This window comes from Arthrobacter flavus (assembly GCF_039526005.1).
GTDB lineage: Bacteria > Actinomycetota > Actinomycetes > Actinomycetales > Micrococcaceae > Arthrobacter_D > Arthrobacter_D flavus.
Genome location: NZ_BAAAIJ010000059.1, coordinates 197,113 through 218,104 on the forward strand (window position 1 = coordinate 197,113; position 20,992 = coordinate 218,104).

General features: G+C 64.3%; 23 protein-coding genes and 1 tRNA gene. 17 read left to right on the forward strand and 7 right to left on the reverse strand.

Annotated elements, in window-relative coordinates; translation table 11 throughout:
* On the forward strand, window positions 1–550 hold a 550-nt coding region (locus ABD059_RS15910; protein ID WP_343881815.1), incomplete at its 5' end, for an HNH endonuclease.
* Between the two features lie 128 nt (window positions 551–678).
* Here ABD059_RS15910 and glgC read toward each other — a convergent pair.
* On the reverse strand, window positions 679–1,917 hold the full coding sequence (gene glgC / locus ABD059_RS15915) for a glucose-1-phosphate adenylyltransferase (protein WP_343881817.1): 1,239 nt from the start codon (window positions 1,915–1,917) through the stop codon (window positions 679–681).
* 97 nt (window positions 1,918–2,014) lie between these two features.
* Here glgC and glgA point away from each other — a divergent pair, with 97 nt between their 5' ends.
* Window positions 2,015–3,217: a glycogen synthase gene (gene glgA / locus ABD059_RS15920; protein ID WP_343881819.1), complete on the forward strand. Its 1,203-nt coding sequence runs from the start codon at window positions 2,015–2,017 to the stop codon at window positions 3,215–3,217.
* Window positions 3,218–3,295: 78 nt separating this feature from the next.
* Window positions 3,296–3,544: a hypothetical protein gene (locus ABD059_RS15925; RefSeq protein ID WP_343881821.1), complete on the forward strand. Its 249-nt coding sequence runs from the start codon at window positions 3,296–3,298 to the stop codon at window positions 3,542–3,544.
* Window positions 3,545–3,552: 8 nt separating this feature from the next.
* On the opposite strand, the gene ABD059_RS15930 is transcribed toward ABD059_RS15925, so the two are convergent.
* The gene (locus ABD059_RS15930; protein WP_343881823.1) at window positions 3,553–5,649 is read right to left on the reverse strand and encodes an acyl-CoA dehydrogenase family protein; all 2,097 of its coding nucleotides are present in this window, start codon (window positions 5,647–5,649) and stop codon (window positions 3,553–3,555) included.
* The gene (locus ABD059_RS15935) at window positions 5,646–6,386 is read right to left on the reverse strand and encodes a TetR/AcrR family transcriptional regulator (protein WP_343881825.1); all 741 of its coding nucleotides are present in this window, start codon (window positions 6,384–6,386) and stop codon (window positions 5,646–5,648) included. Before ABD059_RS15935 ends, ABD059_RS15930 begins: the two co-directional genes overlap by 4 nt.
* Window positions 6,387–6,452: 66 nt before the next feature.
* Between ABD059_RS15935 and ABD059_RS15940 the strand changes: the two genes are divergently transcribed.
* The 4 genes from ABD059_RS15940 to kynU all read left to right on the forward strand — a co-directional run bounded on the left by ABD059_RS15940 (window position 6,453) and on the right by kynU (window position 11,357).
* Window positions 6,453–7,781 carry an acetyl-CoA C-acetyltransferase gene (locus tag ABD059_RS15940; RefSeq protein WP_343881827.1) on the forward strand — a complete coding sequence of 443 codons (1,329 nt, stop codon included), beginning with the start codon at window positions 6,453–6,455 and terminating at the stop codon, window positions 7,779–7,781.
* A complete protein-coding gene (locus ABD059_RS15945; RefSeq protein WP_343881829.1) occupies window positions 7,778–9,112 on the forward strand; it encodes a 3-oxoacyl-ACP reductase in 1,335 nt (444 codons plus the stop codon). Before ABD059_RS15940 ends, ABD059_RS15945 begins: the two co-directional genes overlap by 4 nt.
* Window positions 9,109–10,026, forward strand: a complete 918-nt coding sequence (locus ABD059_RS15950; RefSeq protein ID WP_343881831.1) for a MaoC family dehydratase — start codon at window positions 9,109–9,111, stop codon at window positions 10,024–10,026. The genes ABD059_RS15945 and ABD059_RS15950 overlap by 4 nt, the downstream gene beginning before the upstream one ends.
* Window positions 10,027–10,124: 98 nt before the next feature.
* A complete protein-coding gene (kynU, locus tag ABD059_RS15955) occupies window positions 10,125–11,357 on the forward strand; it encodes a kynureninase (protein WP_343881833.1) in 1,233 nt (410 codons plus the stop codon).
* A gap of 122 nt (window positions 11,358–11,479) precedes the next feature.
* Here kynU and ABD059_RS15960 read toward each other — a convergent pair whose 3' ends face one another.
* The gene (locus ABD059_RS15960; protein WP_343881835.1) at window positions 11,480–11,782 is read right to left on the reverse strand and encodes a DUF4193 domain-containing protein; all 303 of its coding nucleotides are present in this window, start codon (window positions 11,780–11,782) and stop codon (window positions 11,480–11,482) included.
* Between the two features lie 301 nt (window positions 11,783–12,083).
* Between ABD059_RS15960 and ABD059_RS15965 the strand changes: the two genes are divergently transcribed.
* From ABD059_RS15965 to ABD059_RS15995, 7 genes are all read left to right on the forward strand, one after another.
* Complete coding sequence (locus tag ABD059_RS15965; protein ID WP_343881837.1) at window positions 12,084–12,791, forward strand: histidine phosphatase family protein; 708 nt, start codon at window positions 12,084–12,086, stop codon at window positions 12,789–12,791.
* Between the two features lie 9 nt (window positions 12,792–12,800).
* The gene (locus tag ABD059_RS15970) at window positions 12,801–13,367 is read left to right on the forward strand and encodes a DUF3090 domain-containing protein (RefSeq protein WP_343881839.1); all 567 of its coding nucleotides are present in this window, start codon (window positions 12,801–12,803) and stop codon (window positions 13,365–13,367) included.
* Window positions 13,367–14,134 carry an SCO1664 family protein gene (locus ABD059_RS15975; protein ID WP_343881841.1) on the forward strand — a complete coding sequence of 256 codons (768 nt, stop codon included), beginning with the start codon at window positions 13,367–13,369 and terminating at the stop codon, window positions 14,132–14,134. The genes ABD059_RS15970 and ABD059_RS15975 overlap by 1 nt, the downstream gene beginning before the upstream one ends.
* A 12-nt stretch (window positions 14,135–14,146) precedes the next feature.
* Window positions 14,147–14,569: an alternative ribosome rescue aminoacyl-tRNA hydrolase ArfB gene (gene arfB, locus ABD059_RS15980; protein ID WP_343881843.1), complete on the forward strand. Its 423-nt coding sequence runs from the start codon at window positions 14,147–14,149 to the stop codon at window positions 14,567–14,569.
* A 116-nt stretch (window positions 14,570–14,685) separates the two neighbouring features.
* Window positions 14,686–15,168: a DUF805 domain-containing protein gene (locus ABD059_RS15985; protein WP_343881845.1), complete on the forward strand. Its 483-nt coding sequence runs from the start codon at window positions 14,686–14,688 to the stop codon at window positions 15,166–15,168.
* 241 nt (window positions 15,169–15,409) lie between these two features.
* Window positions 15,410–15,865 (forward strand): hypothetical protein, encoded by a 456-nt coding sequence (locus tag ABD059_RS15990; protein ID WP_343881847.1) that lies wholly within the window; start codon window positions 15,410–15,412, stop codon window positions 15,863–15,865.
* A 439-nt stretch (window positions 15,866–16,304) separates the two neighbouring features.
* The gene (locus tag ABD059_RS15995; RefSeq protein WP_343881849.1) at window positions 16,305–16,460 is read left to right on the forward strand and encodes a hypothetical protein; all 156 of its coding nucleotides are present in this window, start codon (window positions 16,305–16,307) and stop codon (window positions 16,458–16,460) included.
* A 356-nt stretch (window positions 16,461–16,816) separates the two neighbouring features.
* Here ABD059_RS15995 and ABD059_RS16000 read toward each other — a convergent pair.
* Window positions 16,817–16,899, reverse strand: a tRNA-Leu gene (locus tag ABD059_RS16000).
* A gap of 153 nt (window positions 16,900–17,052) precedes the next feature.
* On the opposite strand from ABD059_RS16000, the gene ABD059_RS16005 reads away from it, so the two are divergent.
* Window positions 17,053–18,354: a M20/M25/M40 family metallo-hydrolase gene (locus tag ABD059_RS16005; protein WP_343882165.1), complete on the forward strand. Its 1,302-nt coding sequence runs from the start codon at window positions 17,053–17,055 to the stop codon at window positions 18,352–18,354.
* A gap of 8 nt (window positions 18,355–18,362) precedes the next feature.
* Window positions 18,363–19,523, forward strand: a complete 1,161-nt coding sequence (locus ABD059_RS16010) for an acyl-CoA dehydrogenase family protein (protein ID WP_343881851.1) — start codon at window positions 18,363–18,365, stop codon at window positions 19,521–19,523.
* An 11-nt stretch (window positions 19,524–19,534) separates the two neighbouring features.
* Here the strand turns inward: ABD059_RS16010 and ABD059_RS16015 are convergent, their stop codons facing one another.
* Complete coding sequence (locus tag ABD059_RS16015; protein ID WP_019482699.1) at window positions 19,535–19,768, reverse strand: DUF5703 family protein; 234 nt, start codon at window positions 19,766–19,768, stop codon at window positions 19,535–19,537.
* A 40-nt stretch (window positions 19,769–19,808) separates the two neighbouring features.
* On the opposite strand from ABD059_RS16015, the gene ABD059_RS16020 reads away from it, so the two are divergent.
* Window positions 19,809–20,039, forward strand: coding sequence for a hypothetical protein (locus ABD059_RS16020; protein WP_343881853.1), 231 nt, complete (start codon window positions 19,809–19,811; stop codon window positions 20,037–20,039).
* Here ABD059_RS16020 and ABD059_RS16025 read toward each other — a convergent pair.
* Window positions 20,036–20,974, reverse strand: coding sequence for an aldo/keto reductase (locus ABD059_RS16025; protein ID WP_343881855.1), 939 nt, complete (start codon window positions 20,972–20,974; stop codon window positions 20,036–20,038). The genes ABD059_RS16020 and ABD059_RS16025 overlap by 4 nt on opposite strands.
* Between the last annotated feature and the right edge of the window lie 18 nt (window positions 20,975–20,992).

Here is a 20,992-nt window from a genome sequence, read left to right on the forward strand (position 1 = left end):
CGGCGTTCTAGGGACCGCTGGCGGTGGGGGTGTATCCAGTGGTGCTGGTGGGGTGGATTTGGCGGCAGTGCTGGGGGTGCACCCGGTGGTGTTCGTGACCGTACCCGTGATGACCCTGCTCGGCGGCGACGCACCAGCAGACCTCGCCGGGTACGGGCCGATCGACCCGGACACCGCCCGGAACCTCGCCGCCCACGCCAAAGGATTCACCCGGATCCTCACCCACCCCGAGACCGGTGCTGTCCTGAGCGTCGGCCGGGACCGGTATACGGTCCCGGAAAGTCTCCGACGGACCATACTCGTCAGAGATAAAACGTGCCGACACCCCGGCTGCAACCGGCCAGCCCCGGCCTGCGACCTCGACCACACCATCCCCTGGCACCAGGGCGGGACCACCAGCTACGACAACCTCGCAGCACTCTGCCGCAAACACCACAAACTCAAAACCGACGGCTACTGGCACTACCAACAACCCGAACCCGGCACCCTCACCGCCACCTCACTCACCGGCAAAACCTACACCACCAACCCCGACCCACCACCCTTCTAAAAAGAGCGACCACCCGCCCCGGAGGGCAGAGGTAGGACACGAATTAGTCAGGAGTCAGGAGTCAGGAGTCAGGGCAGGGCGGACGAAGCGCGCCAGCAGGACCCAACCCGGGGTCGGCAACGATTTACCTAGCCCGGAAGAACTACCTGCCCCTTGCTAAGGATGGTCAGCCCGGACTCCGTCACGGTGTACCCGCGGCTCAGGTCCAGTTCGCGGTCAACCCCGATCCTTGCACCGGCCGGCACTCTGACGTTCTTGTCGATGATCGCCCGCCGGACAATAGCTCCCGGACCGATGGACACCTTGTCCATCAGGACCGATCCCGACACAGATGCACCTTCGTCAACAAACACATCGGTGGCAAGGATGGACCCCTGCACCTGGCCGCCGGAGACCACCGAACCGTTCGAGACGATCGAGTCGTGGGCCACACCGGAGCCGCCCGACGCGCTGCGGACAAACTTGGCCGGGGGAGAGACACTTTGCCGCGTGTAGATCGGCCATTCCAGGTTGTACAGATTGAACAGTGGCAGCGGAGAGATCAGGTCCATGTTGGCGTCGTAGTACGAGTCGAGCGTTCCGACGTCGCGCCAGTACTGACGGTCCCTGTCCATGGAGCCGGCAATGTCGTTGGAGGTGAAGTCATAGACTGCTGCGTCCCCTCGTTCGACGAAATACGGAATGATGTCGCCACCCATGTCGTGCTTGGTGTTCAGCCGGGCAGCATCTTCTTCGAGTGCCGCGACCAGAGCATCAGCAGTGAACACATAGTTACCCATTGATGCCAGAAAGCTATTCGGGTCGTCGGGCAACCCGGGTGTGCTTTCCGGCTTCTCGACGAACCCGGAAATCCGGCCTGAGCCGTCGGTCTGGATGACGCCGAACTGGTCAACCAGATTCATTGGCTGCCGGACCGCCGCGACACTGGCCGACGCACCGCTGGCAATGTGAGCAGCAACCATCTGCTCGAAGTCCATCCGGTAAACGTGGTCGGCCCCGATTACCACCACAATGTCAGGGTTGGCATCGTGGATCAGGTTGAGGGATTGGTAGATGGCGTTGGCACTGCCCAGAAACCAGCTTTTCCCCCGCCGTTGCTGCGCCGGGACTGACGCCACATACTGCTGCAGCTGGGTCGACATGCGCCAAGTCTCGGAAATGTGGCGGTCCAGGCTGTGGGACTTGTACTGGGTAAGCACCACAATTTCCAGGTACCCCGAGTTGACGAGGTTCGAGAGAGCGAAATCGATCAGCCGGTAGATGCCACCAAACGGCACTGCAGGCTTCGCACGATCGGCCGTGAGCGGCATGAGTCGTTTTCCTTCGCCCCCGGCTAGGACGATCGCCAGTACTTTTTTCAATGCCACGAATGGCCCCCTGCCCTACTGTTGCTCTTCATTGAGTTATTACCTCTTGAGTGAATCACACTAGATGAGATGGCCGCGCTGCACTACGTTTGGAAACGTGCGTATAGACATTGTGACAAAAGAGTTCCCACCCGAGATCTACGGCGGCGCCGGAGTGCACGTTGCTGAGCTGAGCCGAGTGCTGGCCAGCCAAGTTGATTTGCGGGTTCATTGCTTCGGCGCGGAGCGGAGCCCCGATTATCACGGAGCGACCGTGAGCACCTATCGGCCCCCGGCCGAGTTGAACCGTTCGAACGCAGCGGTGCAGACCTTCGGCACCGACCTGGCCATGCTGGACGGGCTGGCGGGCGCGGATGTGGTGCACTCCCACACCTGGTACGCGAACATGGCGGGGCATCTAGCGTCCCTCCTGTACGGAGTGCCGCATGTCCTCAGTGCCCACAGCCTAGAGCCGCTGCGCCCGTGGAAGGCTGAACAGCTCGGCGGCGGCTACGCGCTGTCGTCGTGGGCCGAACGGACCTCCTATGAGGCCGCCGCAGCGGTCATCGCCGTCTCGCATGGGATGCGCGCGGATATCCTGCGCAGCTACCCCGATGTTGACCCCGACAAGGTGCAGGTCGTGCACAACGGCATCGACGTGAGCCTCTGGGAACGGGATGCCAACCACGACGCCGTCCGGAGACTCGGCATCGACCCAGACCGACCCAGCGTGGTGTTCGTGGGACGGAACACGCGTCAGAAAGGCGTTCCCTACCTCCTCCGTGCAGCAGCGCTGCTGGAGCCCGGTGTGCAGCTGGTGCTCTGCCTCGGTGCCGCCGACACTCCCGAGCTGGCAGCAGAAACCGCCCAGTTGATTGCCGAATTGGAAGCCAAGCGCGGATCGGTGGTGCTGATCGAACGCATGTTGCCCCGGAACGAGCTCATCCAGGTTCTGAGCACAGCCACCGTCTTCGCCTGCCCCTCTATCTACGAGCCCCTCGGCATCGTGAACCTTGAGGCGATGGCGTGCGGCGCGGCAGTCGTAGCCAGCGCCACCGGAGGCATCCCGGAGGTGGTCGACGACGGCGTGACCGGCACCCTGGTCCCGCTGGACCAGGTGACCGACGGTACAGGTATTCCCTTGGATCCGGAACGGTTCGTCGCCGACTTTGCGGCCGCCGTCAACGCCCTGGTTGCAGACCCGGACCGGGCCCGCCGGATGGGTGGGGCGGGCCGCCGTCGTGCAGAAGAGCATTTCTCCTGGGACTCGATCGCTGAGTCCACCCTGGAGGTCTACCGTTCAGTGATCCACCGGACCTGAGCACACCGGCAACCCAATAGTTCCAGACACCGTCCAGTGTAGGGCGGCGTACCACCATCAATCACGGAGGACTCATCAGTGACCGAACACCCCAGCCCAGTGTCACCGGACTCACCCGATTCGCCGGACTCACCGGACTCACCCGATTCGCCGGACTCGGCAGCTTCGGCGCCGTCGCCCGATGAGGCGAATGTTCCCCAGTTGAATGAGACGGAGGTCGACGAGGCAGTGATGGATGAGTCTGCGGAGAACCCAGCGCTCGACGAAGGGCGGGTCACCACCCCCGTCGATGAAGAGAACGAGGATGACGACCCGCGTCAGGTGTAGGCGCGTCCTTAGCGCTTTGCTTTAGCCTTCGCTGTGCGGGCCAGCACCGTTTTCTCGTCGATGGGGAACGTTCCGCTGGCCCGCTGCTGCCGCGCATAGGCCATCGCCTCGTCCTGGCGTTCCTTCTCCGCGCCGGTGGCAATCGCTGACCGCAGATGTTCAGGGCCGTATCCAAAGGCGTCAACAAGATCGACGGCGTGGGGCCGGATCTTCGCAAGGAGCCGGTTGATGTACGGCGAGAGCGTCCGGGCCCGCTGGGTGGAAAGCCGTCCGTTCATCAGATACCAGGCGAGGTTGCGCTCAATCAGGCACAGCCCAAACAGGTCCCGCACCCAGGTGAGCACCTGTTTGGTTCCCGCGTCATCGACCTGGTGAACTGCAGCGGTGAACGCCTCCCACTGCAGCAGTTCCGCGTGTGCCTTGGCCGTCTCGATCAGTTCGTGCTGATGTTCATTGAACTTCTCAGCGGCGGCCTCCTGTGACAGCTTCCGGACCCCGCGTAGCTCGCCGGCCAGTTCAGCGACCATGGCCTCGACCCGGTCGGATAGCAACTCGTGCTGGGTGTGCTCATCCCGGAGCGCAATTGCGGATTTCCGCTCGGATCCGCCGTCGACGACGGTCTGCACTACGCGCCGCAGCCCCGAACGGTGCAGGGTCTTCTCAGCACGCTGCGTGACCACGTAGCGTGCGAGCACGCCGAAGTCGACGCCGCTGAACTCCTTGGCGTAGTCCGCGAGGAGCCGCTTGGCCACCAGCTGAAGCAGAACGTTGTTGTCCCCCTCAAACGTGGCGTAGACATCCATGTCCGCTCGCAGGGAGGTAAACCTGTTCTCGGTCAGGAACCCTGCCCCACCACAGGCCTCGCGGCATTCCTGCAGCGTGTCGAGGGCATGCCAGGTCGACAACGGCTTGAGGGCGGCTGCGAGGGTTTCGAGATCCTGACGATCTTCGTCAGTGTCGTGGGCGCCGGAGAAGACGTCGTCGAACTTCGCCAGCAGTTCCTCATGGGCGAATGACGCCGCATAGGTGGCGGCAATCAGGGGGAGAAGCCTGCGCTGGTGCTGCTGGTAGTCGAGGAGCACCTCTTCCTTGAGGTCCGACCCCGCGTTGAACTGCCGCCGCTCCACTGAATACTGCACAGCGGTCTTCAGCGCCAGCTTGGTGACAGCCACCGCCGCTCCGTCCAGTGAGACGCGGCCCTGCACCAGCGTGCCGAGCATGGTGAAGAAGCGACGCCCCGGGGAGGCAATCGGCGAGGTGTACACGCCTTCACTGTCGACGTTGCCGTAGCGGTTGAGGAGGTTGGTGCGGGGGATCCGCACCTTGGTGAAGTGGAGCCGACCGTTGTCGATGCCGTTGAGTCCGCCCTTCAGCCCGTCGTCTTCGCCACCGATTCCCGGCCTGAAGTTCCCATCAGCATCGCGCAGCTCAACGTAGAACCCGTGAACCCCATGGTTCACCCCGCCCGTGATGAGTTGTGCAAACAGGACTGCGGCCCGGCCGTCGATCGCTGCGTTGCCGATGTAGTCCTTCCAGGCCGCCCTGAACGGGGTGTGAAGCTCGAATTCGTCAGTTTCAGGCTGGTAAACCGCGGTGGTGGCGATACTGGCCACATCTGACCCGTGTCCGGTTTCGGTCATCGCGAAACAACCCGGGATGTCCATGTTCATGATGCCCGGAATCCACGCCCGGTGATGGTCCTCCGTGCCCAAGTGAAGCACCGCGCTGCCGAAGAGGCCCCACTGCACCCCCGCCTTGATCTGCAACGATGGGTCAGCGACAACCAGCTCCTCGAAGCCCGCAATATTGGCTCCGTGATCGTCTTCACCGCCAAGTTCAGCAGGAAACGCCCGGTGCACAGCCTTGTTCTCCACCAGGTAGTGCAGTTGATCAAAGCAGCGGCTCCGCTGGTCTGCGTGGGACTGCCCCTCGATTCGGTGGACTTCCGGGCGACCCGCCAGCTCGCGCGCAACCCGGCGGGTGGCTGCCCACCGGCCCAGCAGCAACTCGCCCAGCGCTTCGACGTCGACGACGGCGCGGTCGTCGTCGTGGATGGCCGCGGTGGCGGGAACTTTGAGCTCGGATCGCGTGGCTGTCTGTGTCATGGGGTGTCCTCCAGAACTGAAATGGTGCTAGTGGGTGTTGGAACGTGGTTGGCGATGCCCTCGAAGAGCCAGGTGGTGAGTTGCTCGCTGAGCTCGGCCTCGGTGGGCTTGGTGGGGCCGTCGGGAGTGGCGAGCCACAACTCGCCAGCAGCACGGACCATGCCGATCGCTGCCTGCGGCCAGAGAGTCAGCGCCGGGCCGCCGAACTGCCTGGCCCGTGGGTCAGACGAGAGGAACGGTTTCATCGGGCTGGCGAGCATGGTCGTGACCGCCTCGAAGAAGTGACTCAGCAACTCGGACGTCTGGGGGTCAGCAGGATTGGTGAGAGCGTCCGCGGCGCCCAGGCGGGTGACAAAGGCATACACATTCGGTGACGTCTGGGCCATCTGCAGGTACGCCGACACCATCGCGTGGAGCCCCTCGCGCGGTGAGGCCGCCTGCCGTGCCGCATCGAGCACCTTGTCCTGCATCTGGGCGATAACCACCTCGCCCATGGCCTGCTGCAGTCCGGCCTTATCACCGAAATAGCGGTAGTACACGGATTTGGACGTGCCAGCGGCCGTAGCGATGTCTTCCATGGATGCGCTGTAGCCGAGCGAATGCACTGCGCGACGGGCGGTTTTCACCAGTGCACGACGCCGTTTGTCCCGGTGGGCCTGCCATCGACTCGAGCGACCATCGCCGGCTGCCGCGGCGGGACGTGCTGCTGGTCTTGGCGCGAGGGCCTGCTTGTTCACGATACTCAGCGTATCAGGTACGCTGAGTATCGGTAACTCACCGTTTTGGCGAAGGAGAATCACAGCATGGTCGACCAGTCATCAGGGCAGCGCAGCACGCAGCCCTCCACCTCCGTCCGTAACGCGGTCGTCATTGGCGGGAACCGGATCCCCTTCGCGCGTTCCGGCGGGCCCTACGCGTATTCCTCCAACAAGGACATGCTGACCGCCGCACTTGACGGCCTCGTGGCACGGTTCGGCCTGCAGGGGGAGCGGATCGGTGAAGTTGCCGCCGGAGCCGTCCTGAAGCACTCGCGCGACTTCAACCTCACCCGAGAAGCAGTACTGGGCTCAGCCCTGGCCGCCGACACCCCCGCCTACGATGTGCAGCAAGCCTGCGCCACCGGGCTTGAGACCGTCATCGGCCTGGCCAACAAAATCAAGCTCGGGCAGATCGAATCAGGCATTGCTGGCGGTGTTGACTCAGCCTCCGATGCGCCGATTGCCGTCAGCGAAGGGCTACGTCGTGTCCTCCTTGATCTGTCCCGCGCGAAGACCACCCCTCAGAAGCTCTCAGTCCTCAGCCGCCTCCGGCCCCGGGACCTCGCACCCAATGCCCCGACGACCGGCGAGCCGCGCACCGGCCTGTCCATGGGCGAGCATCAGGCCATCACCACCGCCAAGTGGGAGATCACCCGCGAGGCACAGGACCAGTTGGCGCTGAACAGCCACCACAACCTCGCCGCAGCCTACGACCGGGGATTCTTTTCCGACCTGGTCACCCCGTACCGCGGCGTCACCCGTGACGCCAATCTCCGGGCCGATACCTCGCTGGAGAAACTGGCCAAGCTGAAGCCTGTCTTCGGAAAGGGCGCAGCCGGGGCCACGATGACGGCTGGCAACTCCACCCCTTTGACCGACGGTGCGGCGACGGTCCTGCTCGGGTCCGAAGAGTTCGCCCGCCAGCACAACCTGCCCATGCTCGCCAACGTGGTGGACGCCGAGGCTGCAGCAGTGGACTTCGTGCACGGCGCCGAAGGCCTCCTCATGGCACCGGTTTACGCGATGCCCCGGATGTTGCGGCGTAACGGGCTGACCTTCGATGATTTTGACTTCTTCGAAATCCACGAAGCTTTCGCCGGCACAGTGCTCAGTTCCCTCGCAGCATGGGAGAACGAAGACTTCTGCCGGAACACGCTCGGACTCGACGGCGCCCTCGGCACCGTCGACCGCAGCAAACTCAACGTCAATGGCTCATCGCTGGCTGCGGGCCATCCCTTCGCCGCGACCGGTGGCCGGATCGTTGCGTCGCTCGCCAAGGCACTGGCCGAGAAGGGATCGGGTAGGGGACTGATCTCCGTGTGCGCCGCGGGCGGCATGGGCGTCGTCGCCATTCTGGAGGCACGCGAACAGTGACTGACAACTATCTGAACCTGGTCAACTCCGGTCCTGCCGGAAAGCTTGCGAAGAAACTGGGGCTGCCACGCCCGGCGGTGCTCCGTCGGCACCATCAGGGCGCAGCCCTGGTCCCCGGCCCGCTGCTGGTGCTCGGAGCTGGAGCTGGGGCGGATTCGCTCGCCTGCGAATTGCTCGGATGGAACCTGGATGTCCGCCGTCATGCCCGGCCCGGTGAGAAGCTCGGCGCCGTCGTTGTCGTGCTGGAAAACGTCACGGCACCCGGTGACCTCGGTGCCCCCATCCTGGAACTCGGTCAGGCGGTGCGCCAGCTTGCGCGTGGCGGCCGGATCGTCACGGTCTCCCGCCCGGTGCAGGAAACCACCGACCCCGCCGAGGCGGCAGCCCGGCAGGGAATCGACGGGATTGTCAGGTCGGTCGGCCGGGAACTGCGTGCCGGTGCCACCGCAAACGGCATTCTGCTCCGCGACGGTGCTCCAGTGCAGGCCGCCAGCGGTGCCCTCAGGTTCCTGTTGTCCGGTAAAAGCGCCTTCGTGAGTGGGCAGTTCATCACCGTCCACACCAGCGGACAGGACAGCAGGCAGGACGAGGAACGCCCGCTGACCGGCCAGACCGCCGTCGTGACCGGTGCTGCCCGCGGGATCGGCGCCGAAATCGCTGCGGTGCTGAGTCGCGACGGGGCGCGGGTGGTCGTCGTGGACGTGCCGGCTGCAGGAGAGCAGCTCGCCACAGTGGCCAACCGGATTGGCGGGACCGCCCTGCAACTGGACATCACCACTGCTGACGCTGGGGCGAGGATACTCGAGCATGTGCAGCAACGGTACGGTTCGCTGGACCTGCTGGTGCACAACGCGGGAATCACCCGCGACAAGCTGCTCGCGAATATGGACGCCGCCCGGTGGGACTCGGTACTGGCAGTGAATCTTGAGTCGCAGTTGCGCGTCAACGAAGCGTTGCTTGCCTCCGAGGTGTTTGCTGCAACCGGCCGGATTGTCTGCCTCGCTTCCACCAGCGGCATCGCAGGCAACCGTGGTCAGTCCAACTACGCTGCATCCAAGGCCGGCGTGATCGGCATGGTACGCAGCACCGGCGTGGTTCTGGACGGCACCGATCGCACGATCAACGCCGTCGCGCCCGGATTTATCGAAACCGAGATGACAGCCAAGATGCCCTTCGCCACCCGTGAAGTGGCGCGTCGCCTGAGCAGCCTGCAGCAGGGCGGACTGCCCATCGATGTGGCTGAGACCATTGCCTTTCTCGCGTCGCCGGGCGCTGCTGGCGTCAACGGACAGGTGCTCCGCGTGTGTGGACAGTCCCTGGTGGGCGCGTGAGTGAGCTGGTCCTGGACTCGCTTCCGGGACTGCCGTCGCTGTACCGCAGCGCCTTGATCAGCAGTGTTCCACTGCCGTGGGTCCGCGGGCGGTCGGCCACGACCTCAGGCATCCCAGAATTGCCAACCGTGCACCATAGCGTGGCGGGGGTTCAGGCGTCGGTTGCCGACCTGACCAGGTTCCAGCACCTCATCGGGGCGCCTGCCCACGACCTGCTGCCTTCTGGGTTCGTCCACACCATTGCGTTCCCGGTGGCCATGAGCGTCATGGCACGGACGGATTTCCCGCTGCCGCTGCTCGGAATGATCCACCTCCGAAATTCGGTTGAGCACCGGAGGGCGATTCACTTCAGTGAGAAACTCGACGTTTCCGCCTGGGCTGAGGACCTGCGCCCCCACCCATCCGGCGCCCAGGTGGATCTGGTCACGGAGGTGACCGTGGCAAACGAAGCCGTATGGACCGGCCGCTCCACCTATCTGGCGAAAGGGTCGCGGCTGGCGGGGCCAGCTGTCGCACCCAAAGAGGAGCGGACCACCTTCATCCCACCCCAGCTCACCACGCTGTGGGACCTCCCGGGGAGCACCGGGCGCAGCTATGCGGCGGTGTCGGGGGATTACAACCCGATCCACCTCAACGCCTTGGCGGCCAAGGCACTCGGGATGAAGCGGACGATCGCTCACGGCATGTATCTCGCGTCGCGCATGGTTCAGGAGAGTAAACCGGCCGGGGTGGAATCCTTCGCCTGGAGCATCGACTTCCGGTCACCGGTGCTGCTGCCCGCCCGGGTAGCTCTGGCCATCTCGACGCATCGGGAAGCCGGTCTCTGGCGAGGAACCGAGATCGCGGCCTGGAATCCCCGTCGCGCACGCGAGCACTTTACGGGTACTCTCGCCCCGCTGGCCCTGACGGACTAGCCGAGCAGGTCCCGCCCTGCGGCACCGGCTGCCTTCCCGCCCACAGGCGGGAGGGCAGCTGGCGTTGGGCGTCTGTCGTTCGGGCCTAAACTGTGATGATGAGCGAGAATGTACCCCTGCTTACCCGTGCCCGCACCCTCGATGCTGCGGACCCCCTGTCCAGTTACCGGTCCAGGTTCGAAGGTCATGACGATCCCGACATTGTTGCCTATCTGGACGGCAACTCCTTGGGACGGCCGCTGACCGACACGCTGGGTCGGCTTGAGTCGTTTGTCCGCGAGCAGTGGGCCGGCCGGCTGATCCGGGGCTGGGATGAAGGCTGGCTGGACCTGCCGGAGCAGGTTGGTGACCTGATCGGACGGGTGGCGCTCGGCGCCGCGGCAGGCCAGTGTACGGTCGCCGATTCGACCAGTGTGTTGCTGTACAAGCTTGCCCGCGCGGCGGTTGCCGCACGGCCAGAACGCACCGAGATCGTCATTGACCGGGACAATTTTCCGACTGACCGTTTCATCATGGAGGGCATCGCCGCCGAGCGTGGACTCCAGCTGCGCTGGGTGGAACTCCAGTACGACGGCGGGGCCACCGCCGCCGACGTCGCGGCAGCCGTGGGCCCACAAACAGCGTTGGTGGTGCTCAGCCACGTGGCGTACCGCTCGGGGCATCTGGCCGACGTCCCCGCCATCACCGAGGTGGTGCACGACGCCGGCGCACTGGTCCTGTGGGATCTGAGCCACTCAGTGGGCTCGGTGCCCGCCGAGCTCGACCAATGGAATGTGGACTACGCGACGGGGTGCAGCTACAAGTACCTCAACGGCGGTCCCGGCGCTCCCGCCTGGGCTTATGTAGCTCAGCGGCATCTGGAGGATTTTCAGCAGCCTATCCAGGGGTGGCTCGGCAGCGCCGACCCTTTCGGCATGGGGTCGGACTTCGAACCCGCCGCGGGGATCAGGCGGATCATCTCGGGCACGCCGCCGATCATCGGGATGCTGGCCATGCAGGACATGCTCGAGCTGATCGCGGAGGTGGGCATGGACGCGGTCCGGGCCAAATCGGTGTTGCTGACCTCGTTTGCGGTGGAAGCGGTGGACGCACTGATGGGAGAGCACGGCGTCGTCGTCACCTCTCCACGCGACCCGGATCAGCGCGGTAGCCACATCACCATTGACCACCCGGCCTTCAAGGACCTGATCCCCGAGCTGTGGGCAAAAGGGGTCATTCCGGACTACCGGAATCCCTCAGGTATCCGGCTGGGACTTTCGCCGTTGTCGACGTCGTTCGAGGAGACCCTCCTCGGAATTCAGCGGATCGCCGAAAGCCTGCCCCCCGCCTAAACCCAGGCGAAGAAGCTGGCTTCTCGGCATTCCGTTTCCGGCTTCACCCAGAAACGGCCCCCGCAGCAAGGTTTGTCGGGTGCAGGCGGCGGTTCTGAGCCTATCGGCCGCTTCTCTGTCGGCTAACCCTCACACTCGGCGCAGAACTTGTTGCCGTTCTTTTCGCGTGCGAGCTGGGTGCGGTGCTTCACCAGGAAGCAGGACATGCAGGTGAATTCGTCTTCCCGTTCGGGGATCACCGAGATAAGGAGTTCTTCTTCGAGGACGGCACCTGGAAGATCGAAGCCCTCAGCGGTATCGCTTTCATCGGTGTCGATCGTGGACGACTGGGTGGTGGCGCTGCGCTGAGCCTGAATCGCCTCAAGCGATTCATTGACAGGCTGGTCTTCGGGCCTGACGCGTGGTTCGTCGTAGTCAGTTGCCATGCGGGCGGTGCTTCTCCTTCAGTTGTGTGATCAATCAGAGTACAGGGAGCGCCAGCGGAAAGTGGCGGCTTACGCTAACAGCGTGTGGGATGCAGGTTAAGTTCCCCAATTGTCAAGGGACAAGGTAGCAGGGACGACCCCGAGTAGCGCAATCGCCCGGGTCATAGTCGGGCCCGCTGCACCCTTACCGTCCCGCAAAAGCTGCCCTCCGGCACAGAACCGCCGGGAGGAACCGGCAAGGCTGTGCCGGACGGCCGTTCCTGGGCGCGGAATGCACCACTGCGTTCGTTACGCTAAAGACATGGCCACAGTTATCCTCGTGCGGCACGGCCGCACCACAGCGAATGCTACCGGGCTACTAGCCGGGCGGACCGCCGGCGTCAGCCTGGACCAGGTCGGACGTGACCAGGCAGCCCTGACGGGTGACCGCCTGGCGGCCGTCCCAGTGGTCGGCGTGGTGTCCAGCCCACTCGAGCGGTGTCGGCAGACCGCCCAGTTCATCCTCGATCGTCAATTAGGCACCCCGCTCACGCCCATCGACCCCGATTTGACCGAGTGCGACTACGGCGACTGGCAGGGACGCACCCTCAGCGATCTTGCGGCCGAGGACCTGTGGACCGTTGTGCAAGCCCAGCCGTCCGCGGTGACCTTTCCCGGCGGCGAGTCCATGGCAGGAATGCAGGCTCGGTCCGTGGCAGCGATTCGGCGCCACGATGCGGCTTTCGAAGCCGAGCACGGGGCAGGTGCCGTGTGGGTGGCGGTGAGCCACGGTGACATTATCAAGTCGGTCCTCGCTGACGCACTCGGCATGCACCTGGACCTGTTCCAGCGCATCAATGTTGGGCCAGCCTCCGTATCGATTGTGCGGTACGGCACAAGCCGGCCGAGCGTCTATGCCACCAACACCGATGCCGGTGATCTGTCTTGGTTGTCGACAACGATCCACGCGGCTGACGCACCGGTCGGCGGCGGCGCGGGGCAGCAGCCTCCACGAAGCTCAATCACCTAAAATAGCTGTATGCCTACTAAAGTTCATGAGTTCACCTGGCCTGATCGAGTTGTTGTCGGAACTATCGGGGCTCCGGGGTCCCGCACGTTCTATCTCCAGGTACGTGCCGGGACGCAGATCGTCAGTATCGCCCTGGAAAAGCAGCAGTCGGCCCAGCTCGCCGAGAAGATCGACGAGATTCTTGACCAGCTCATCACCCTGGAGGGCAATCCGTTCAGCATTCCCTCGAGCACTCCCATTGAACTGGTCGACAATGATCAGCTCGAACCAGTGGAGGAGCAGTTCCGCACCGGTGCCCTGACCCTCGGTTGGGACCCATCGACAGTTCAGCTCGTCATCGAGGCCTACCCGATCACCGAGATTGACACTGAAGACGACGACGACCCCGTTGATGGGTCGATCGGTGCGGAAGGCGTTGAGGTGTCCGAAATGCTGCTGGTGCGAATGCCGGTTGGTACCGCCCGCGCATTCGCGAAACGCACCCGGGAGATTGTCGACGCCGGTCGCCCCACCTGTCCGCTGTGCGGGGAGCCGGTCGACATCGATGGGCATACCTGCACCCTTCCCAACGCCTGATGTCCACGCCTGATCTGGCGACAGCCGAGCTGACGCTCACCGGCCGCATCACGACGGCGTCGAACGCCACCTTCCTGGGCAATATCGGCACCGAGGCGGTCGTCTACAAACCCATCGCGGGGGAGCATCCGCTTTGGGATTTTCCCAGCGGAACCCTCGCACACCGGGAGGTCGCCGCCTACCTGGTCTCCCAGTCGTTCGGTTGGAACGTCGTACCCTTCACCTGGCTGCGTGAGGGCCCACTGGGCGAAGGTATGGTGCAACTCTGGCAAGAGCAGGACCCGGAGCAGAACCCCGTGGACCTCATCCCTTCCCACCTGGTGCCCGAGACGGGCTGGAAACAGGTGCTGGAGGGTCAGGACGAAAACGGTCGGATGGTCGCCCTCCTGCACGAGGACAGCCCCGCCTTGCGGCGGATGGCCGTGTTCGACGTCGTCGTCAACAACGCCGATCGCAAAGGTGACCACATCCTCGCGATGGGCGACGGGCACCGGCACGGGGTCGACCATGGGCTCACTTTCCACAGCGACCACAAGCTGCGCACGGTGCTGTGGGGATGGCTGGGCGACCCCCTGACCGCGAATGAGCTCGACGGTGTTGACCGGGTCAGTGTGGGGCTGACCGGTGATCTTGGGCGCGCCCTGGCGGACCTGCTCAGCGCGGAGGAGATCGCTTCGCTGGCCGCACGCTGCGACAAGCTGCGCGCGGACGGACGCTTTCCGGCGCCGAGCGGACAGATGTCGGCGGTACCCTGGCCACTATTTTAGGAATGTGCCGCAATGGACCTTGAAGTGTCAGCGGAGCTCGTCATTCCCGAGCGTGAACTCGGCTGGCGCTTTTCCAGGTCCTCCGGGCCGGGCGGGCAGCACGTGAATACCTCCGACAGCCGGGTCGAGTTGTTCTGGAACATCGCGGACTCGACGGTCCTCTCCGACGAGCAACGCGCCATGCTCCTGCATCGGCTCAGCCGCAACATCGTTGCCGGAACGGTCACCGTCGCCGCCTCCGAGCAGCGTTCCCAGTTGCGCAACCGCGACACGGCACTGCGCAAACTCGCCGATCTGGTCAGCGTGGGACTGGCTCCCGACGCGAAACCTCGGCGTCCGACCAGACCCACTCGCGGCTCCACCCGGCGACACCTTGCCGCAAAGCAACAGCGGTCGGCCACGAAACGCAACCGGCAGCGTCCGACCGCCGACTAGGTTGAAGGTCGCCCCTGGATGGTCGTGGGCCCTGGTGAATCACCTGGCCCGCGGCGGGGGAGTCGCCCACAGCCGTAGAGTGGACCCACCGATTGCATCACTTCCTGGGGGAACAAATGACTGCACCTACTCCGGCCCTAGCTGTGCCCGACCCGCCGCTGTCTCTGCCGCACTACGGCGCATCACCAAGGGTTGCAGTGCAGCGCTTCTTCAAAAAGTACGCCACGACATCGGGGCGGGCCAGCCGCAGCGAATTTTGGTGGTGGGTTCTCGTCTCAGGAATTGTGTGCAGCCTCCTGAACATATTGATGACCTCTGGCGGCCGTGTTTATCCATCACTCGGGCACCTCACTGCCGAACAAGTTGTTGCCATCGGGTACGCGTTATTCCTGCTCTGGGTAGTGGTCACAGCCATCCCAAGCATTGCCCTGGGTGTCCGTCGACTTCATGACGCCAACGAAAGTGGGTGGCTACTGTTGACGATCGCAATACCGGTTGTTGGTCAGCTGGTGCTGCTTTTTCTGCTGATTCTCGGCCCGAACGCGGAAGGTCGTCGGTACGATGAAGCGCCCTCAGATGATGGAGCGATCCGCTCCTAGCCTGGCTTGAGCAGTCCTGCGTCCGCCTTGATGACACCCGCGGTGACAGAAGGATGACGCGATGCCAGAGTCGCCGCTACAGACTGAATTCATGAACCCCACGGAGGTCGCTGTGCGTCTCTCGGTCATACCCTCTGGTGTGCGGCAGCGGGGCGCAGCGCCCAGCCATGTGACCAGTTCAGGGCCGGCAACCGTCTCCCGGGCTCTATCGCCGCTGCGACCAGCAACGTAGGGTCAGATGATGAGGGAAAACACGACTCCACTGTCAGGTGCGTTCTTTAAGATGGTGCTCGCCGGCGGAGTCATAGGAGCCGTAATTGTGCTCACCTTCGCTGTAGCGGGGTGGCTCAACCCGTCTCCGCTGGCAGTCACAGCTTCCATCTGGGCGCCAGTGTCCGGGTTCTTCATCGGCCTGGTGGTGGCAGCTTCGGCAGCTGCGCCGGCCATCGGACTGCACGCCCTGGCTGCAGCCAAAGCCCCTAAGCTTCGTGCCGCGGCGGCGGCCTTCGGCGGTGCGGCCGGACCGGTAGCAGCATTCAGCCTGGTCATGGGGGTGTCTTTGGCCGACGCACGTGTGGCGGCAATCTGGTGGATGCTACTACTACTACCGGTCGCGTCCCTTGCCGCTGTCTATTTCACGAGGCCGCTCCGGGAGCCGGAACAGCAAGGGATCGCCCTAGATAGCTCGCAGCCCTAGGCAGCCCCAACGCTATTCCCTGGCGCTCTGGAGAATGAATCCGGCGACGGCGAAATCCTCGGGCAACATCAACGCTGTGGTCATTATTTGACGGATGCTTTGCCCGTCCTAAGCGGCGCCACCATGGACCAGCTGCATGACCCGCCTGAATAAGCGGGTAGGGCATCGAATGCCGTTGTGACTGTGGGTTTGTAGACATTGAGATGGACCGCTGCAGACATGTACATGGTCGAGGCGCCCAGGGATTCCGCGGGCACGTCTGACTGATGACTGCTTCACCTGAAGGGATAGCGTTGAGCGAGGCGAAGGCGATGCCGAGACGCTCAACCGGATCGGGTGGGAGGGCACCGAGCTTCCTGTTGGTGAGTACACTGCCCACCTCCAGTGTCGTGGCACGAAGGATGTCACTTTTACCTACCATCCCGTTGATAGTGGGGGTGTGCTGCAGAACTTCAGTTGCGGCGCCCCACAACAAATTAAGGTCTCAGTGCCTGAACCCGGGTATTTCCTGGGATTCAACGCACGGGCTGACGCGACCGAAGGCATCGAATACATCTTCGCGGTCACCGCTTTGGACTACCAAGACAGCCAGTAACGCACGGTCGCACTATCAGCGCATGGAAAACGGTATGACCCGCCATGTACTTTCACCGCTTCGCTCTGCCTCGGTTCTGTCTCGGCTCCGCCTCATCGTCCGGCCTAGCTGGGACCAGCCCCAACCAGCCCCCCGCTAACGCTGCCGATCGGTTCTTATCAACTAGCTCATCGGGGCGGGTTTGATTAGTGATCGGGCTACCTCCGGTGATCAGACGAAAGCTCGGTTCATCACCACGGCAGTGTCTGAAACGCCCTCCGGCAACAGGTGAGAGTAACGGTCGATGGTAGTGCTTGCGTGCGCTTGCCGGTCTTTTGGGCATAAAAAAACCCCGGAAATCCGGGGTTTTTTTACTGTGCGCGGAGGGGGACTTGAACCCCCACCCTCGTTAGAGGACTAGCACCTCAAGCTAGCGCGTCTGCCATTCCGCCACCCGCGCAGGTGATGTTTTCCGTAGCTCTAAACCTCGGAAGCAGCGAAAAAAACTCTAACACGATCAAGGCCCAAGAGTTTAATCCGCTGCTCGCGGGACCCTCCAGACAAAGTGGTTAGGCTGGTGACACAGCTCATTCGCCACCAGGAGGCCCACACGATGAACATCTTGCCCGAAGACGAAGTTGTCCGCATCTGCCAGGAACTCATCCGCATCGACACCTCCAACTACGGTGACAATGTGGGACCCGGCGAACGAGCGGCCGCTGAGTACACGGCGGGCCTGATTGAGGAAGTGGGCCTGGGCACCCAGATTTTCGAGTCCGAACCGGGCCGCGCCTCGGTGATCGCCCGGATGCCGGGCTCTGATCCCTCCCTGCCCGCACTGGTGGTGCATGGCCACCTCGACGTCGTCCCGGCCCAGAAAGAGGACTGGACAGTCGATCCGTTCAGCGGCGAGGAAAAGGATGGCCTGATCTGGGGCCGCGGCGCAGTGGACATGAAAGACATGGACGCCATGATTCTCTCGGTCCTCCGCAGTATGCAGCGCGAGAAAATCCAGCCCAAGCGCGATCTGATCTTCGGCTTCTTCGCCGACGAGGAAGCCGGCGGCAAATACGGGGCATCCTGGCTGGTCGACACCCAGCCGGGGCTCTTCGAGGGAGCCACCGAAGCCATCTCCGAGGTTGGCGGCTTCTCAGCGAACATCGGCGGTCAGCGCACCTACCTCCTGCAGACTGCGGAAAAGGGTATCTCGTGGCTCCGCTTGGTGGCCCACGGCCGCGCCGGTCACGGCTCGCAGATCAACACGGACAACGCCGTCACGCGACTGGCCCGTGCCGTCACGAGGGTGGGGGAGTACCAGTGGCCCATCGAGCTCACCCCCACCACCCGCCAGTTCCTTGACGGCGTGACCGAACTCACCGGCGTCGAGTTCGATCCGGACAACCCCGAGACGCTCCTCGCCGAACTCGGCACCGTGGCCCGCTTCGTCGGAGCCACCCTGCAGAACACCTCCAACCCCACAATGCTCAAGAGTGGCTACAAGCACAACGTCATACCGGGCACCGCCGAAGCCCTGATCGACGTGCGCACCCTGCCCGGCCAGGAGGAACAGGTCCTCGCCACCATCAAGGAGCTCGCGGGCGACGGCGTCGACGTCACCTACGACCACAAGGACGTGTCGCTTGAAGTGCCGTTCGCCGGCAACCTGGTGGACTCCATGATCGACGCCTTGCATAGCCAGGACCCCGGCGCGAAGGTCCTGCCGTACACGTTGTCCGGTGGCACCGACAACAAGTCGCTGAGCCGTCTCGGCATCACCGGCTACGGGTTCGCCCCGCTGCAACTGCCCGACGAGCTGGACTTCACCGGCATGTTCCACGGCGTCGACGAGCGGGTGCCCACCGAGTCGCTCAAGTTTGGTTCCAAGGTGCTCCACCGCCTGCTCACCACCTACTAGGTCACCCTATGGACACCCCCGAGGACATCCTTCCCGACCGCCTCCTGGACACGTTCCGGGAGCGGGCCGCCGGCTACGACGCACGGAACGAGTTCTTCCACGCGGATCTGGCCGACCTCACAGCCATCGGCTATCTTGCGTTGATGACACCCGTAGCCGACGGCGGCCGGGGGTTGGGCGTCGCAGCGGTTGCCGCGTGTCAACGGCGGCTGGCGTCCGCGGCACCCGCCACCGCCCTGGCCATCAACATGCACCTGGTCTGGACCGGGGTGGCCCTGATGCTGCAACGCCTGGGGGACTACTCCCTGGGTTTTGTCCTGCAGGAGGCCGCCCAGGGGGAGCTGTACGCCTTCGGGTTGTCCGAGCCGGGCAACGACGCTGTCCTGTTCGATTCCCTCACCACCGCCACACCACAGGCCGACGGCGGGTACTCGTTCACCGGAACGAAGATCTTCACCAGCCTGGCACCCGCATGGACGCGGCTCGGGATTTTCGGCAAGGTCACCGCGTCCGACGGCACCGAGGAGCTGGTGCACGGAATCGTGACCCGGGGGACCGCCGGGGTCCACACGGTCGAGGACTGGAACACCATGGGTATGCGGGCCAGCCAGTCACACACCACCCGGCTGGACGACGTCGTCGTCCCCGCCGAACGGATCTTCCGGCACCTCCCGGTCGGCCCCAACGCCGACCCCCTCGTCTTCGCCATCTTCGGGGTCTTCGAGACGCTGCTGTCAGCGGTGTATACGGGGATTGGCGACCGGTCGCTGACCCTTGCCATCGACTCGGTCCGGCAGCGCACCACCGGTCGCGACGGCGTGGCCCGTTCGCAGACGCCCGAGGTGCGCTGGCAGATTGCGGACGCCGCCATGGCCATCGACTCACTCGATGCCCAGCTACGCTCGGTGGCGCGTGACCTCGACGCGGGTGCCGATCATGGGAGCCAGTGGTTCGCCAAGCTGGTGGGCCTGAAGCTGCGGGCCACGACCGTGGCCCGACAGGTCAACGACGTGGCGATGCACCTTTCCGGCGGACGCGGCTACCAGGCCGCCAGCGAAATCGGCAGACTCCACCGCGACGTCCTTGCCGGCCAGTACCATCCGTCGTCCAGCGAGTCGGCCCACCGTACGGTTGCGACCGCCTGGCTGGGTCCGCTGGAGGACAGTTAGGGCCTCCGGCCCTACGCCGTGCGTTCCACCCGGAGGACCTTGCGCCGCATCCAGTACCGGCGTCCGCCGCCGATGTAGATGCAACTGCGTTCCAGTTCCCATTTGCCGTACTCGGCGTGTTCGGTGAGCGCCTGGCGGGCGGCATTTACCGGCTCACCTGCGTTAACGGTCAGCACCAGATACTCGTACCGGCGTTCGACGTCGCGCCGGGGCGCCGTCGTCGCGTTCAGAAATTGTTCTCGCATTTCCCTCCAATTTTGACCACTTTACCGATAACGTCTACCCATGAGTATTGATCCGCGTGTCGCGCTCCAAACCCTGGTTTCGGCGCTTGAGGAGCATCTTAACGCTGCCGCATCCCGGCGCGGGGACGAGGATCCGGCGGTTGAGGCCGCCTATCTGGCCATCGCCGACGCCTTCGACACCTATGAGGAAGTCCTCTACGACACCCATGGGGAAGTGACGCCGCTGGTCATTTATGAAGACGGTGACGACGACGAGTCCGACGACTCCTAGAACTGGGCCGACACTTCGTCGAGTACCGCGGAGATCTGCGGGGGAAGCGGGCTCTGCGCCGCTGACAGAACGTCCTTGAGCTGGTGGCTGGTCCGCGCGCCCGTCATCGCGGCGGCCACCGTGGGGCGGTGCAGTACCCACCGGAGCGCGACTTCCAGCGGGGCGAGGTCCAGGCCCTTGGCGGCGGTGACCAGCGCCTCGGTGATCCGGTGTGGCCGTCCCCCGAGATACGGCTCCACATACGGCGCCCACAGGTCCGATGCCGCCCGCGAATCCGACGGAGTCTGACCCCGGTACTTTCCAGTCAGCACCCCCCGACCCAGTGGTGCCCACGCCACCAGTCCTACCCCGAGGGCCTGGGCAGCAGGAGTCGCTTCCCGCTCCACGGTACGGTTCAGCAGCGAGTATTCAGCCTCGTGCGCCGTCAACGGGAAACCGGCTGTGGCCGACGCGAGGGCTAATTCCCAGCCCGCATGGTTGGAGACGCCCACGTAGCGTGCCCGCCCCGTCCGGTAGGCGAGTTCCAGCGCCCCGAGGGTCTCATCCAACGGCACGGCATCAAGGCGGGCCGGTGCCAGCCACAGGTCCACGTGGTCGGTTCCCAGCCGGGCCAGGGAAGCATCAAGGGAATCGAGGAGTCCCTTCCGGGACCCGTCAGCGCGCCGCACCCCACCGTGGTGGCGTGCTGACCCACCCTGGACGGCCAGGACCAGTTCGGACCGGGCGACGGTATCGCCGATCAGGTCCCCGAGGATCGCCTCCGCCCGCCCATCCGAGTAGCGGGCGGCCGTACCCACCAGGGTGCCGCCAGCCTCGGTGAACAGCCGGAGCTGTTCCCGTGCCGTCTCCTCGTCCGCGTCCTGACCCCAGGTCATAGTGCCCAATCCCACACGGGATACCGTCAGACCGCTGCTGCCCACGTTTTGCCACTCCATACGGTAAGCCTAAAGCCT